This window comes from Shewanella profunda (assembly GCF_023283765.1).
Classification (GTDB): domain Bacteria; phylum Pseudomonadota; class Gammaproteobacteria; order Enterobacterales; family Shewanellaceae; genus Shewanella; species Shewanella profunda.
This window is the reverse complement of record NZ_JAKILG010000003.1, coordinates 49475-63513: the sequence shown is the minus strand read 5'-3', so window position 1 is coordinate 63513 and position 14039 is coordinate 49475. Positions and strand designations below refer to the sequence as shown.

15 protein-coding genes are annotated in these 14039 nt (G+C 45.2%); 8 read left to right on the top strand and 7 right to left on the bottom strand.

What is annotated here, in order from left to right:
* Positions 1–32: 32 nt before the first annotated feature.
* A complete protein-coding gene (locus L2744_RS02325; RefSeq protein ID WP_248990537.1) occupies positions 33–464 on the bottom strand; it encodes a transcriptional repressor in 432 nt (143 codons plus the stop codon).
* A gap of 45 nt (positions 465–509) precedes the next feature.
* A complete protein-coding gene (locus tag L2744_RS02320) occupies positions 510–791 on the bottom strand; it encodes a DUF134 domain-containing protein (protein WP_006085187.1) in 282 nt (93 codons plus the stop codon).
* Positions 792–1176: 385 nt separating this feature from the next.
* Between L2744_RS02320 and L2744_RS02315 the strand changes: the two genes are divergently transcribed.
* Positions 1177–1419, top strand: a complete 243-nt coding sequence (locus tag L2744_RS02315) for a hypothetical protein (RefSeq protein WP_248990536.1) — start codon at positions 1177–1179, stop codon at positions 1417–1419.
* Between the two features lie 110 nt (positions 1420–1529).
* On the opposite strand, the gene L2744_RS02310 is transcribed toward L2744_RS02315, so the two are convergent.
* Entirely contained in the window at positions 1530–2156 is a 627-nt protein-coding gene (locus L2744_RS02310; protein WP_248990535.1) for a fumarylacetoacetate hydrolase family protein, read from the bottom strand.
* A gap of 201 nt (positions 2157–2357) precedes the next feature.
* On the opposite strand from L2744_RS02310, the gene L2744_RS02305 reads away from it, so the two are divergent.
* Positions 2358–4385: a methyl-accepting chemotaxis protein gene (locus L2744_RS02305; protein WP_248990534.1), complete on the top strand. Its 2028-nt coding sequence runs from the start codon at positions 2358–2360 to the stop codon at positions 4383–4385.
* Positions 4386–4404: 19 nt separating this feature from the next.
* Here the strand turns inward: L2744_RS02305 and L2744_RS02300 are convergent, their stop codons facing one another.
* Positions 4405–5418 carry a succinylglutamate desuccinylase/aspartoacylase family protein gene (locus tag L2744_RS02300; RefSeq protein ID WP_248990533.1) on the bottom strand — a complete coding sequence of 338 codons (1014 nt, stop codon included), beginning with the start codon at positions 5416–5418 and terminating at the stop codon, positions 4405–4407.
* Between the two features lie 126 nt (positions 5419–5544).
* Positions 5545–6108 (bottom strand): MarR family winged helix-turn-helix transcriptional regulator, encoded by a 564-nt coding sequence (locus L2744_RS02295; RefSeq protein WP_248990532.1) that lies wholly within the window; start codon positions 6106–6108, stop codon positions 5545–5547.
* 237 nt (positions 6109–6345) lie between these two features.
* Here L2744_RS02295 and L2744_RS02290 point away from each other — a divergent pair, with 237 nt between their 5' ends.
* Complete coding sequence (locus L2744_RS02290) at positions 6346–7551, top strand: MFS transporter (protein ID WP_248990531.1); 1206 nt, start codon at positions 6346–6348, stop codon at positions 7549–7551.
* Between the two features lie 126 nt (positions 7552–7677).
* On the opposite strand, the gene L2744_RS02285 is transcribed toward L2744_RS02290, so the two are convergent.
* A complete protein-coding gene (locus L2744_RS02285; RefSeq protein ID WP_248990530.1) occupies positions 7678–8241 on the bottom strand; it encodes a PhnA domain-containing protein in 564 nt (187 codons plus the stop codon).
* 525 nt (positions 8242–8766) lie between these two features.
* Between L2744_RS02285 and L2744_RS02280 the strand changes: the two genes are divergently transcribed.
* Entirely contained in the window at positions 8767–9480 is a 714-nt protein-coding gene (locus tag L2744_RS02280; protein WP_248990529.1) for a DUF2461 domain-containing protein, read from the top strand.
* Between the two features lie 191 nt (positions 9481–9671).
* Here the strand turns inward: L2744_RS02280 and L2744_RS02275 are convergent, their stop codons facing one another.
* Positions 9672–10268, bottom strand: a complete 597-nt coding sequence (locus tag L2744_RS02275; RefSeq protein WP_248990528.1) for a TetR/AcrR family transcriptional regulator — start codon at positions 10266–10268, stop codon at positions 9672–9674.
* A 184-nt stretch (positions 10269–10452) separates the two neighbouring features.
* Here L2744_RS02275 and L2744_RS02270 point away from each other — a divergent pair, with 184 nt between their 5' ends.
* The 4 genes from L2744_RS02270 (at position 10453) to L2744_RS02255 (ending at position 13875) form a co-directional block, all read left to right on the top strand.
* Positions 10453–11079 (top strand): glutathione S-transferase, encoded by a 627-nt coding sequence (locus L2744_RS02270; RefSeq protein WP_248990527.1) that lies wholly within the window; start codon positions 10453–10455, stop codon positions 11077–11079.
* Positions 11080–11147: 68 nt separating this feature from the next.
* A complete protein-coding gene (locus tag L2744_RS02265; RefSeq protein ID WP_248990526.1) occupies positions 11148–11816 on the top strand; it encodes a glutathione S-transferase family protein in 669 nt (222 codons plus the stop codon).
* Positions 11817–12028: 212 nt separating this feature from the next.
* Positions 12029–13429, top strand: a complete 1401-nt coding sequence (locus L2744_RS02260; RefSeq protein ID WP_248990525.1) for an RsmB/NOP family class I SAM-dependent RNA methyltransferase — start codon at positions 12029–12031, stop codon at positions 13427–13429.
* 287 nt (positions 13430–13716) lie between these two features.
* The gene (locus L2744_RS02255) at positions 13717–13875 is read left to right on the top strand and encodes a small highly charged protein (RefSeq protein ID WP_041408228.1); all 159 of its coding nucleotides are present in this window, start codon (positions 13717–13719) and stop codon (positions 13873–13875) included.
* Positions 13876–14039 lie beyond the last annotated feature (164 nt).

Here is a 14039-nt window from a genome sequence, read left to right as displayed (position 1 = left end):
TTCTCCAATAAAATTAACGGGTAAAGTTGCGATTATCGTCCTGATTTGCTCTCGAGCTTTTTCTTACAATCAAAACAGTGACCATAAATATTAAGGCTATGATGATCGACGCTCATACCGTAACGCTCAGCTGCTAGCCATAAACGTAGGTCAATCAAGGGATCGGCAAACTCAATTAACTTGCCGCAGGTTAAGCAAATTAGATGATCATGACGCGGTTTACCGCTGAGCTCATAGACCGCATTTTCGGACTCAAATTGCCGCCTTACCACTAAGCCTGCTTGCTCAAAATGCGCCATAATTCGGTACACAGTATTGAGGCCAATGCTCTTGCCCTGTGCATTTAACCCCTGATAGATATTTTCTACCGTTAAATGTTGCTCATCGACTTGAATTAAAAACTCAAGCAACTTGCATCTTTGAGTGGTGACTTTGAGGCCAGAGTCTTTCAATACTGCTTGCATTACACTTACCTAAACACGCCAATACGCGTTACCCGTGTTCAAAACTCAGTTGATATTGTTTGTCATCAACGCTTTACCGTTGATTAAACTATCAACCACCTTATACCTAGCCCCTTTAACTAAATTCGCCAGGGTTTGACGAGATACTCCCATTGACTTAGCCGCTTCTTGTTGCTGCATTCCGAGTAAATCAACTAAGCGCATAGCCTCAATTTCGTCTTCGGCCAGCGGGACCTGCTCTAACTGTGTCATCGGAATGCCATTTGGCTTAAAACAGATATTGGCTCTTTGGCCACAAATAGTTCTGGGGATTTTTGGTCTGACCATGTTATACCTCGTTTATGGCATATGCTATTTATATTCGGTTTAGTTCTCACATGCAACCTCTAACACTGAGAGATAAACTGAACCTTGAAATAACGATGTTATTATTTACATCCAGTGACATAAGCTCACAGGCATGAGGTCAGTGCCATAGGGGTCATTGAACCAGTGGGAATTAACTGCACTGACAAAGCTATAAAAGCTGACTAAGCCATGAAAGCTAGCTAAGCCATTAAAGTACCATGTCGGCGATTGCATTTGAGCTTTTCAATAATATCTGAACTCAGGCTATAATCCCCACATCACAAGGCAAATGCCAATGGCAGCGTCGCTAGTTGCCCTTATTTAAGCCACTTTATTCACCTAGTCCTTAAGGATTCTCCAGCCGATGACAACTGCTTCTACTAGCCCCTTTGCCGTGTTGAATCAAACCACAGCAACCTCGTTCAATGAGCAGAAGAATCTGATTAAACGGGTATTTAAGGGTAAGCCAGTGCAATGTCCTAGCTGTAAACAGACGCTTAAGGTGATATTGCCTGAGCAGGCAAAAGCAGAACAAGCCGCGGGGATCTACTGCGCTAAAGGCTGCACAGATATCGAACTCGATATGGAAGCCATCGCGGGACTCTAATTATCCAACATTAATCGCACAGAGATAAGCGCTGTTAAGCACCTTGAGTTGTGGCGAATGACTCAAATATGCGAGTCACTCGGCTTCATGCAACATAATATTATCAGGTGCTAAACACTCAGCCATTGATATTCGAGCAAGGGTTCAGCACTCGCTTGCACGCCACGGCTCAGCGTGACGTTGAATACGCTATTAGCAGTAATGCTCCCCACGCCCTTGGGTGTACCTGTCATCACAATATCGCCCTCATCAAGACTGATAAATGCCTGTAGCTCGGACAATATGGTCTGGGGTTTGTAGATCATTAAATCAATATTGCCCTCTTGAACCAACTTATCGTTGATACTCAAGCTAAAATGCAGCGGTGCCTCAGCATCATCAATCGCCACGAACGGGCTGAATAATGCGCCACCATCGAAGGCTTTTGCCCGCTCCCAAGGCAATCCCTTGGCTTTTAACTTACTTTGAAGATCTCGCTTGGTAAGGTCTAAACCTACGGCGACGTGCGTAAAACGTCCCTGTTGAAACATGAAACACAGCTCAGTTTCATAATGCAGCGTTTCCCCTTGATGCTCGGAATGGAGCACGGTCGAAATGGCCGAGTTGGGCTTTAAAAATACCACCATATCCTCGGGTATTTCGTTGCCTAACTCATGGATATGATCCACATAATTACGCCCAATACAGAGGATTTTTGTTGGCGCTATGGCCTCTTCACCTAACATTACCGTTTTCATTTCAATCCTTTTCACGACCATTAAACTCAGAATAAAACCCAAACACGACTAGACTCAGAAAAAAGTGAGCAACTTTACTCCTGCAGAACTCTGCTACACTTAGCTTAATATATCAATGAAAACAGCATCCTAATAATTGATAATCCATGATGCTAAATAAAACACACCTAAAAATAACACTAGCAAGAGACAATCAGCCCTATGTTAACACTCAGCATTAAGCAAAAAATTATCTTAAGTTTTAGCGCTATAGGTGCCCTACTTATTGCCGGGAGTGGCTTTTTTTATTATTCACTCTCCCAAGTGCAAACCGCTTATCAAAATATCGAAACCTTAGCCGTTCCGGTACAAAAGCAGAGTAATAGTTTGCAGTTAGTGTTACTAAAAATGTCACGACTTGCGACGTTAGCCTATAGCCAACAGGACAGCTCTGCTTTAACCCAAAGCCAACAAGCTTTTACCGCCTTACAGGGAAAATATCAAAATATTGAAAATGAATTAGTGCAAAGGGTCATGGATCAACCCCAAATGCAAACACCATTGAAAGAAGCACAGACAAAATACCAATCTTATTTACAGCAAAGTCAGGCCATGTTTAACGCTAAACTCGCCAGTGAACAGGCAAAACTGCATTATCAACAACTGTTTAGCGGTCTAGATAAGGCAAAAACTCAAGCCAGTAATGCCATGATCGATCTTGAGACAATTGCCCTGCCGGACAATCCATCCTTACTCGAAGAAATTATTGGCACGGGTACACGTATCGACGATATGCTCTACACCTTAAGCAATACGATGGGAGAACTCACACACGCTAAAACGGTAAACACTATTGATTCCCACCAGCAGGACGTAGGTTTACTGCTAGGTAATCTCAATACCAATTTCACCTTTTTAAAACAACAAACTATGGGTATAGATACCCTAGATCTGCTACCAACCTTTGAACAACAACTCGCGATTATTAGCACCTTGCTCGCAGCGCCCGCTGAACTCTATCAAGCACACAAAGCTGTGGTTGAGGCGCAAATACAAGCCGAACAACATTACCAAAATGCAGACGGGGATTTTAATGCGAATAATCTTGCCTTAGATAAATTAATCACCTTAGCCGACAGCCGTTTTACCAGCTTACAATCGATTGCCAGCGATGATATTCGACAAGGCCAAACCTTAGCGATTGTGCTCTCTCTTGTATTTATTATCATGGTGAGTTTTATTTCTTTTTTTACCTCTAGGGCCATGCTTAATCCTCTGACAGTCGTGAATAGCACCTTAGCAAATATCGCCCAAGGGGATTTATCCAAACGGATCCAAAAACGCGATAACGATGAATTTGGTACCCTTATCGATAATATGAATACCTTATGTGATGATCTCGCAAAGCTATTAACTAACATTAGCTATAATGCCCATTCTCTGGATACCTCTGCCACACGGACAAATGAGCAAGGACAACGTATCGCAAATGCAGCAACGGCTCAAATTAGTCGTGTCGATAGCACAAAAGCGCTAGCAGAACAGATGTTTACCAGTTCAAATCTCGTCACTGAGCAGGCCAGTGAGTCAGCCAAACAAATCACGCAGGCCTCACAATATGGTAATCAAGTGCAGCAAATCGCCGAGGATAACCGCACAAAAATCACCGAACTGAGTGCACGTTTAAGCCGTTCGGTAGAAGTGATGTCACGTTTAAGTATCCATAGTGACAATATTGGCGGCATTCTAACGACCATCAGCAGTATCGCAGAACAAACCAATTTACTGGCATTAAATGCTGCAATAGAAGCCGCGAGGGCGGGAGAACACGGCCGAGGTTTTGCTGTGGTCGCCGATGAAGTACGCTCATTGGCATCACGAACTCAGGCCTCAACCGCTGAAATTCAAACTATGATAACGGCATTGCAACAGGAAACTACCGCTGCAGTTATGGCGATTACTACAGGCCAGCACCAAGCGAATGAATGTGTTGAACAAAGTCAGTCACTACATGATGCAATCGGCCAGATTGAAGCCTCCTTGCATTCGATTAACCACATGAGTCAGCAAATCATCCAAGCGGCCCATGAGCAACTCGATTACAGTCAGCAAATTGAGTTAAGTATGAACGAAGCTGCCCAGTCGGCAGAGGAAAATGCCAATGAAGCTATGGATATGGCTAAACGCAGCAAAGAGGTGACACTGCTTGCCCATTCGCTCACTGGTTCAGTAGAACGCTTTAAATTGTAGAGATGATGGGATCTAGATTCTAGGCATATTCCATCAAAAACTCATCGAGCTGTTCGTTAGCGATTTCAATCTCGTCACCTTCGAACTGGGCGATATGGAACATGCCCTCGCCTTCGTTAGTGACGGGGATATTGCTGATCCCTATGATAATACCGTCGGTTGGCGCGCGGATCGCTACACTGTCGCCGCCGTGGGGACTGACGATATGGGCAATGATATAGCCCTTAGTGACCCGCTGGCCGAGTTTAAGCTTCATATTCACTAGCCCATCGGATTCGCTGCGTACCCAGTAACTACGGATTGCACTGACACTCGATCCCTTGTTACTCACCCGCCCTTTTAACATGCCTAAACTGCGCATCACATTGAGCACCCCTTTGAGGCCGGATTTTATCGACAATTCGCTAAAACGTAACGCCTCACCCGCCTCATATAAAATGCAAGGAATGCCCTGTTGATTAGCATAACCTCGCATGGAAACACTGCGCGCTTTAGAATGCATGATCAGTGGCGCACCAAAGGCGTTCGCCATCGAGAGCATAGTCTCATCACTGGTATCACAGCGAATTTGCGGCAAATTATCCCTGTGGATTGCCCCTGTGTGTAAATCAATTACGTGGGTTGCATGAACTAATAACTGAGTGGCAAACAAGTTGGCTAACCGACTCGCGAGCGCGCCTTTGCTGGAGCCTGGGAAGCAACGGTTTAAATCCCGGCGATCGGGCAGATAACGGGATTGCTGAATAAAACCAAACACATTCACTATCGGTACAACAATTAAAGTCCCCGTCAGATTCTTCGGATTGACTCTGGCTAATAAACGCCTACAAATTTCGATACCATTAAGTTCATCCCCATGAATGGCGGCGCAAACCAGTAAAATCGGGCCGGGTTTCGTCCCGTGAAATACTTCCACATGAATATCGAGTTGCGTATCGGTATACAACTTAGCGGCGGGCAGCTTGATCCCCAGTTGAGTCCCCGCGGTGACTCGGTTTCCTGCTAATTCAAATGCTTCACGTCTTTTTACCATGGCAACTCCCTTGTACTATCGAATGTTGTCCCGTGCGGTTAACTTATGTTTGCCACATCTTTGCCAGTAGTGCTCGGCTATTGCGTACCGCCTTACTTTAAAAATTAAAGTGAGATTTTAAACGAATTATTGTGGCTCAAATTGGTTCAGCCAAGATTTTAAAATCTGCAGTAACATGGGTCTATCTTCGGCACTCACGCCCGCTAACAGCGCACTCTGACAGTGAATATGCTGCGGTAATGCCTTATCGATGAGTGCCTTACCCTCAGTAGTTAATGACACATGGACGGCACGGCGATCTTCCTTACTGTGCGAGCGTTCGATCAGCCCCTTATTTTCGAGTCTGTCTAAACGGCTAGTCATAGCGCCAGAGCTTAGCATCATGCTCTGATAAAGCTGTGAGGGCGAAAGCATAAACGGCTCACCGGAACGCCTTAGGGTAGCGAGCACATCGAACTCGCCTTGACCTAAACCAAATTCGGCATGGCATTGCAGCAGCACGACTTCAATATACTTAGTCAAACGGGCGATTCGGCCGAGCACTACCATAGGGATCAGATCTGCTGTGACACCCTGCTTTTGCCACTGTTCCACTATCCTATCAAGCCCATCATGTTTGTTCGGTTCAGCAGGCAAAGGGGCTGCACTTAACGCTGCGATTGTATCTGCTTGATGAGTTTCCGCTGCCATAGGTTTATCTCTACATAAAGATTCTTTACATATTAGTCATTTTCCCGCAGAATTAAAATATCTTTATATAAAGATACTTTTTAAAGAGATTCTTTTAAGAGTGTTATTTTTGCGGTTTCCACGCCGTTTTATTGAATAAAAAGTGAATAACCAACACGGATTAGCTAAATCTAGCCCCAAGCGAGGTGCTAATCCCAGATCAAACTAACTCAATATCAGCCTATTTTTGGAGTTTCCATGCGCTCAGCCTTGTCAGATAAAGCCAATTTATTGCCTCTCGGTTTTGCCCTAATGCTTATCGGCCTTAACCTGCGCCCTATTCTTGCCTCTGTTGGCCCTCTATTACCCAGCATACAACAGGATATCAGCCTAAGTTTTACCTTAGCCTCAATGTTGACATTACTGCCCGTACTCGCAATGGGATTAGGCTGTTTTGCGGGTTTTAGTATCGCTAAACGATTGGGATTTAACACCATAATGACTGGTTCATTGTTATTACTGATTATCGCAACAGCCATGCGATTCTGGACAGTTGATGCCACTTGGCTTGTATGCTCAGCGCTACTTGCAGGGATCGGCATTGCACTTATTCAAACCATAATGCCAATGTTAATTAAGCAAAATTTTGGTGAACGAGTCCCTTTAATGATGGGGCTCTATGTCACCGCGATTATGGGCGGTGCCGCATTAGCCGCGAGCAGCGCCCCCTACATAGATATAAATTTAGGTTGGCGAGCCGGTTTAGGGCATTGGACTTGGTTGGGCATATTAGCTTTAGCGTTATGGTTAATCGTTAAACCCAAAGCTCAATTGCAAGACCATACAAATGTGCAATCACAGCAGCCTCACTTTTGGCACTTTCGCCGCAGTTGGGTACTCGCTATCTTTTTTGCATTAGGCACGAGCTGTTATGTCTGCGTGCTCGCATGGCTAGCCCCCTACGCAGTCGAGCTAGGTTATAGCCAAACTCAGTCAGGACTAGTGTTAGGTTTCTTAACCAGTATGGAAGTGATAGCAGGCTTAGTTTTTCCATGGCTTGCCAGTAAATCAATGGATAGACGCGCCATCATTGCCCTGCTTTGTTTATTACAGCTTATCGGATTTATGGGATTAGCACTTGCCCCTGAAATATCACTCTTTTTATGGGCAGGTTTAGCAGGATTGGGTATTGGAGGCATTTTTCCTCTAGGGTTAATTGTCACTATGGATCATCAACATAACCCCCTATTAGCAGGCAAATTAACCGCCTTTGTGCAAGGTGTCGGCTATACCATCGCGGCCATATCACCTTGGGTTGCGGGGCTCATCCGCGATAACTTCGACAGCTTTGAGAGTGCATGGTTGCTGCTTGCAAGCCTGAGTATTGCCGCTTGGTTGCTATCTCGCCAATTCAATCCACAGGAGTATGCATACCAGTACCCTGTAAAACACTGCGCAGTCTGAGTATTTATCTCATTAAACAACATGCATAAAAAACCGCCATGTAGATAAACTAACATGGCGGTACTTTATTGCGCTAATCAGCATCTAATAGCAAGAGCTAGCGATTTGATAGCAAGGTACGACAACTTAAGACTTTTTAACGAAGCATGTCAGGATCACAATACGAGTACCGTTGACTCGGCCTTCGATATGCTCTGGGTTGTTGGTCAAAGCAATGTTGCGCACAGCGGTGCCACGCTTAGCCACAAAGCTAGTGCCTTTTACGTTTAAGTCTTTGATGATCACCACTGTATCGCCGGCGTTGAGCACGGCACCATTACTGTCTAAGGTTGGCGTAGTGTCATCACCCGCCGCGGCAACTTCAGCATCGCCCCAGGCTTTTAAATCGTCTTCTAGATACAACATATCCAGCAAATCTTGCGCCCAGCTTTCGCCATTTAAGCGCTTAAGCATACGATATGACATCACTTGAACTGCCGGTACTGGGCTCCACATGCTGTCGTTCAGACAACGCCAGTGGTTCATGTCCATGGTATCCGGTGCCGCAATTTGGCCACTGCAAGTTTCACAAGTCATAATCTCATTGTCACGCCCATCGGAGGCTGGCAAATCATAAATTGAGAGTTCAAGCTCGCTGCCACACAGTTCACACTTGCCGCCACAGCGACTTAGCAATTCATTTTCAGTCATTTTTTCTGTCTATATGCTTATTAAAACGCGGATTATGCCATAAATTGGCTTTTTACGGCAGGGGGCTCAGGCAAGATAACCTTATTTTTTATATGCTCTATTTATTCAGCCTATAAAGATTTCATAATTTATGCTTAAAATTCATCGTGTAAGCTTAAGTGAACATCTCGACTGGTAGCAGAGATGCGTTCCGAGAGAAAAGGCGCCACCTGCTGATTACTGAGTTTTTTTACCATTAAGTGTGCACTTAATCCCTTTAAATTGGCTTGAGGTTCATAGGCGAGGTAAACATTTTGTAGAAAATAGATAAACGATAAAAACGAGAAAAAGGTGTCATTGGAGAATTTAAGTGAAGATCTTGCCGAAGGATGGCAGTATTGGTGCCCTATTTGGCAGTCTTAACTATCTTGAGATAGAACGGGTGGGCAATACGAGAGGATAATGCCAGTAACTTTCCTTACGTTCCTCAGTTAGCATCAATACTGCTTGCACTCGGTTTATATGCATTAATAAGGTTCACCGATAATGGCCACTCAAACGACTAAAATTCCCATAGCTACTGGTGCAACATTCAGCGCCGCGAGCCTGCAATTTTTAAATCAACTGGCGCAAAACAACTCCCGTGAGTGGTTTAAAGCCCATCAGGCGCAATACGAAGAGACAGTGCGAACTCCTGCGCTACAGTTTATCGAGCAAATGCAGCCAAGTATTCTCGCCCTTTCACCTAGACTCACAGCGGTGCCAAAAAAAGTCGGTGGCAGCCTGATGCGTCCCCAGCGAGACAGCCGTTTTAGCAAAGATAAAACGCCCTACAAAACCAATGTCGGCATTCAATTTCGTCATTTTCAGGGTAAAGACGTGCACGCGCCGGGCCTGTATCTGCATATTGCCGAAGATGGCTGTTTTATTGCCGCGGGGATTTGGCACCCAGAATCGAAAACTTTAAATGCCATTCGTACCTGTATCGATGAGAATCCCAACGGCTATAAAAAGGCATTGCAAACCTTGCAAACTCATGGATTTAACATGGACGGTGACAGTTTAACTCGACCGCCAAAGGGCTTTGATAAAAATCATCCCATGCTAACCGAGTTAAAACGCAAAGATTTTATCGCAGTAAAAAATATCGCCTTTGAGGAACTCTGCCGTCCAGATGCTGCCAATTTTTGCGCCGAGCAATTTGCACACTGCACCCAACTGATGGCCTATTTGTGTTTTGCGCTCGATCTTGATTTCTAAAAACAACATGGCCTAGGCATAGGCCTAAATAAGTGTCCCTAATTATGCCACTACCCCCACAGTAAGCCGATCTTAAATAAGCAGACCCTTCTCACCATGGAGGGATTTACGCGTGTCTGCGTTTGAGGTCGGCTTAGGAGAACTACTATTTGGAGCAGCTACTTAGGTCAATCAAACCGTGTCTTGTACTATTACATGGTCTGATTTGCACTTAAACCACGTAAATAGTCCTGCAATACCATGAACGCATTCTCTAATAGCTCATATTCGCCCGCTTTCCCTAGCACTCTAATTCCTTGTAATTGCAGCACTAAAAAGGCAGCAACCTGATGAGGCTGCACATGGGCTAATAGCTCCCCTCGCGCTTGGCAAGCTTGCAACACTTGGGTAAATGATGACTGTAATCGGCAAAATAATCGCTGACATTCCTGCAGCACACTCTCATCGTCGAGGCTCTTTTCTAGCACAGCATTTTGCATAAAACAGCCGTATTTTTGCTCCCGCTGCAGGGCAACAAAGCGCGCTAAATAAGCCTCTATCTCGGCCAAACCCGCTTTGCCATGCAGCAGAGTATCTGAGGCGCAAAAGGAGTAGTTATCGAGGTAAAAACTGAGACACTCGCGGTAAAGATTCTGCTTATCGCCGAAGCTGTTATAGAGACTAAATCGATTAATGCCTAAATGGCCGACGAGATCGGAAATCGAGGTTTCGGCAAAGCCTTTTTGCCAAAAAAGCTCCATCGCCAATATGAGTTTTTCCTGCCGATCAAAATTACAACTTCGTGCCATAAGCCTGCGACCTAATCTCTTGAATACGCGCTCACGATCATCAATGCCACAAAAAATAGAGGGGCAAAACATTCTTGACTGATCGTTTAGATATGGCGTAAATTCTATCCTAACCGATCGTTCCGTTAAAGCCTTATATGCTCGGAACGGGCATAAAGTACAGATAAAAACCAAAGGACTATAGATGAAACTCTACGAATTAGCCCCTACTCCCAGTGCGCGCCGCGTTAGTATTTTTCTTGCAGAAAAAGGCATAGAAGTACCAAGAGTAAACGTAGATATCCGCGCAGGGGAAAATTTAAGTGCCGAATTTAAAGCCAAAAGTGTAAATGGCCGCATTCCACTGCTCGAACTCGATGATGGCAACTACCTGTGTGAATCGGTTGCCATTTGCCGCTATTTAGAAGAAATTCACCCGAGTGACCACTCGCTGTTTGGCAATACGCCTCTTGAGCGTGCCAAAGTAGAAATGTGGCAACGTATCATTGAATTACAAGGTTTAATGGTTGGATTTCAAGCCTTTCGTAATTTAAGCGGCATCTATAAAGACAGGGAAAACTGTGTCGAGTCTTGGGGCGCAGAATCACGCCAAAGGGTCATTGACTTCCTACCGACCTTAGACCAACAATTGAACAAATCGCCCTTTGTGGCAGGTGATGCATTCAGTATTGCCGATATTTCGGCTTACGTTTTTATCAGTTTTATTAAGAATTTAGACATCGAAGTAACTGACAGCTTGCCGCATCTCAAGGCTTGGTTCGACACTATGGCGAAGCGTCCCGCCATAGTATCGTTAACCCCTAAAAAATAGCGTCACTAACGCCTATTGATTGGCTGTAAAGCGAGTAGCTATAAGCATTATAATCCAAAGGAATCAACATGATAGATTTATACACAGCCGCGACCCCTAACGGTTTTAAAATCTCCATCGCACTGGAAGAAATGGGACTTGAATATTGCGTCCACAAATTAGATTTCAGCACCAGCGAGCAAAAACAGCCCGAGTTTATCGCCATTAATCCCAATGGTCGCATTCCCGCCATTATCGACCGCGACAACGAGGATTTTGTGGTACTTGAATCGGGTGCGATTCTGCTGTATCTGGCCGAAAAGACAGGGAAATTCCTGCCCGCCGATCCCAAGAAGCGCTCACAGGTAATCCAGTGGTTAATGTTCCAAATGAGCGGCGTCGGCCCCATGATGGGACAGGCCAACGTATTCTTCCGATACTTCCCCGAAAAAATCCCTGCAGCCATTGACCGTTATCAAAAAGAAGGTAGGCGCTTATTCGAGGTCATGAATACCCAACTCGCAACCAATCGCTATCTTGCTGGTGATGAATACACTATCGCCGATATCGCCACTTGGCCTTGGGTGCGGATCCACGAGTGGAGCGGCATCAATATGGAAGGTCTGACTCATTTGCAACGTTGGTTAGACGAATTAGCACTCAGACCTGCGTGCCAAAAAGGCATAGTGACGCCGCCACCAGTAGAAATGAGTGATGAAGAACGTGCTAAGCAAATCCAAAAAATGGTGACGAAATAATCTATTGGTAAGCGGATAGCCGCCTAATGTTGCATCCGCTATTGGCCTCCTAGGCTCAACCGCAAAAAGCCCCGCAGGTTGATGCCTAAGCGGGGCTTTTTTACTGCCCGTTGTTAGGCAAAACTGCTACACTCTGCGCCACTTATTTTTCTCCTCTGAGCTATGCCTTTTAAATAAGGCGCAGTCACAGAAGCATGATCTAGGCTAAATTTATGGGTAATCCAAGCAGCTTCTCTTCCGGTAAGGCATTCGACTCAAACACATCATCGACGTTAAACGCAGAGGCGAACACACCCGCGCAAAAACGCGCGCTGAGTTACGCCAGTACAATTAAGCAGTTATTCGATGAAATTCAACGCAGTAAAATGCCCGCTGACCGTATTCTGGCCAACTACTTCAGAGAACATAAAAAACACGGCTCGAAGGATCGTAAAGTCATTCGGGAATCCTTGTTTAGTCTGTTTCGCTGGTGGGGTTGGTTTCAGCAATTAGGCGCTCAACAAGAGCAGCAAGAGCCAGCCATCTATTTTGCCAGCCTAAGCGCCAGTGCCCTATTGGAAGCCCATGCTTGGCAAGATATCGCCAATGCTTGGCATGAGTTATCGCAATCGCCCATCGATTATCAGCAAGCTCAAGCACTTGCCGTTGAAAGCCTCGACGACAAGCTAACGCTAATGCAGCATTTATTTCCCGCGGCTAAGTTTAAACCACAGGACTTATTACCCGAGTGGTTCTGGCAGGTGTGTCCTATTGATGCGGCGCAGCAAATCCAATTGATTGAGGCGATGTCCAGTCGTCCGCCAATTTGGGGCCGCGCGCAGGGGATAAGTAGCCATGATGCGGCGGTGCAGTTGCAAGCTATTGGTATCGATGCTAGCTATGATCACTACTTTAGCGATGCAATTAATCTTGGCAGCAAGAGCATGAATCTTAATGAAATCGCCCTGTATAAAGATGGCAAAATTGAGATCCAAGATTTGGCTTCACAGGTCATAGGGCAAATTTGTGCGCCAGAACCCGAAGCCCATTGGTGGGATGCCTGTAGCGGTGCTGGTGGTAAAACCCTGCAGCTGCGCTCTTTGATGTTAGCTCAAGCTGCTGATAACCAAACGCCATCTGTGGGCAGCATCATCTCTTCGGATATTCGCTCCAATGCCCTAGAAGAACTGACTAAGCGTGCCCAAAGAGCCCACTTTAACGGCATTAGCGTGGCCCGTTGGAAGAGCGATGCCCTGCCCGTACCAGCGGATCATTTCGACGGTGTGTTAGTCGATGCACCCTGCAGTTGCACTGGCACTTGGCGACGTAATCCCGATATGCGTTGGTTGGATGATATTGAGGCTGTCACCGATAAAGCCGCGTTACAGCTCGATATTTTAAGCCGCAGTAGCCGCGCAGTTAAGGCGGGCGGCGTACTCGTTTACGCCACTTGCTCGCTGTCGCCGCTTGAGAACCAAGATGTGGTTAAGGCGTTTTTACAGCAGCATCCAGAGTTCACGCTAACGCCGATACGCCATCCTTTTACGGGTGAACAAACAGAAATGTTGACCATCTGGCCCTTTGAGGCCAATAGTGATGGTATGTTTGTTGCGAAAATGCATCGAAATACATAGCACTAACTCATTATTTTAATTGGATCTTGCCGCCCTACATTTTGGGCGCATATCATCTCACAGAAAAAACACCGCACTCAACAAGCAAAAATACTATTTAAATATCAAAAAGATAAATATAAAAAATCACTAGCAAATTTATAGTAAACCTATGTGTATGACCTAAGCACATTATTGTGCAAAACTTTTCACCATCAATGATGAAAAATTTCGCTTTAGCTTCATCTCACCTTTGGGTAAAAAGATCGGGTGCTGAAAATGGCACAGGTATTTTTGGAATTTTGACCATGTCACACTCCTATGAATTTGACGACGATGATGCGCCATGGGGCGATAACGTCAAAGGTAAACAAAAAAATAAACGTGTAAAACAGCGACGCAGAGATACAAAGCGTCGTTTCTCGGACGATACAGAGGTGGATTTTTATCAGCATAAATCGAAGTAAACTAGCTTTTAGGAATTTGTGTTAACAAATTCGCGTTTTATGAAACCTGTCAAATCCGAGCAAGTTGGATAATCTCCAACTTGCTAGTTAACTGTAATTATCCACGCTCATTCCTTCTCAATATCAGTTGTAAAATCAATAGACTAAATAGCATACTCTGCACT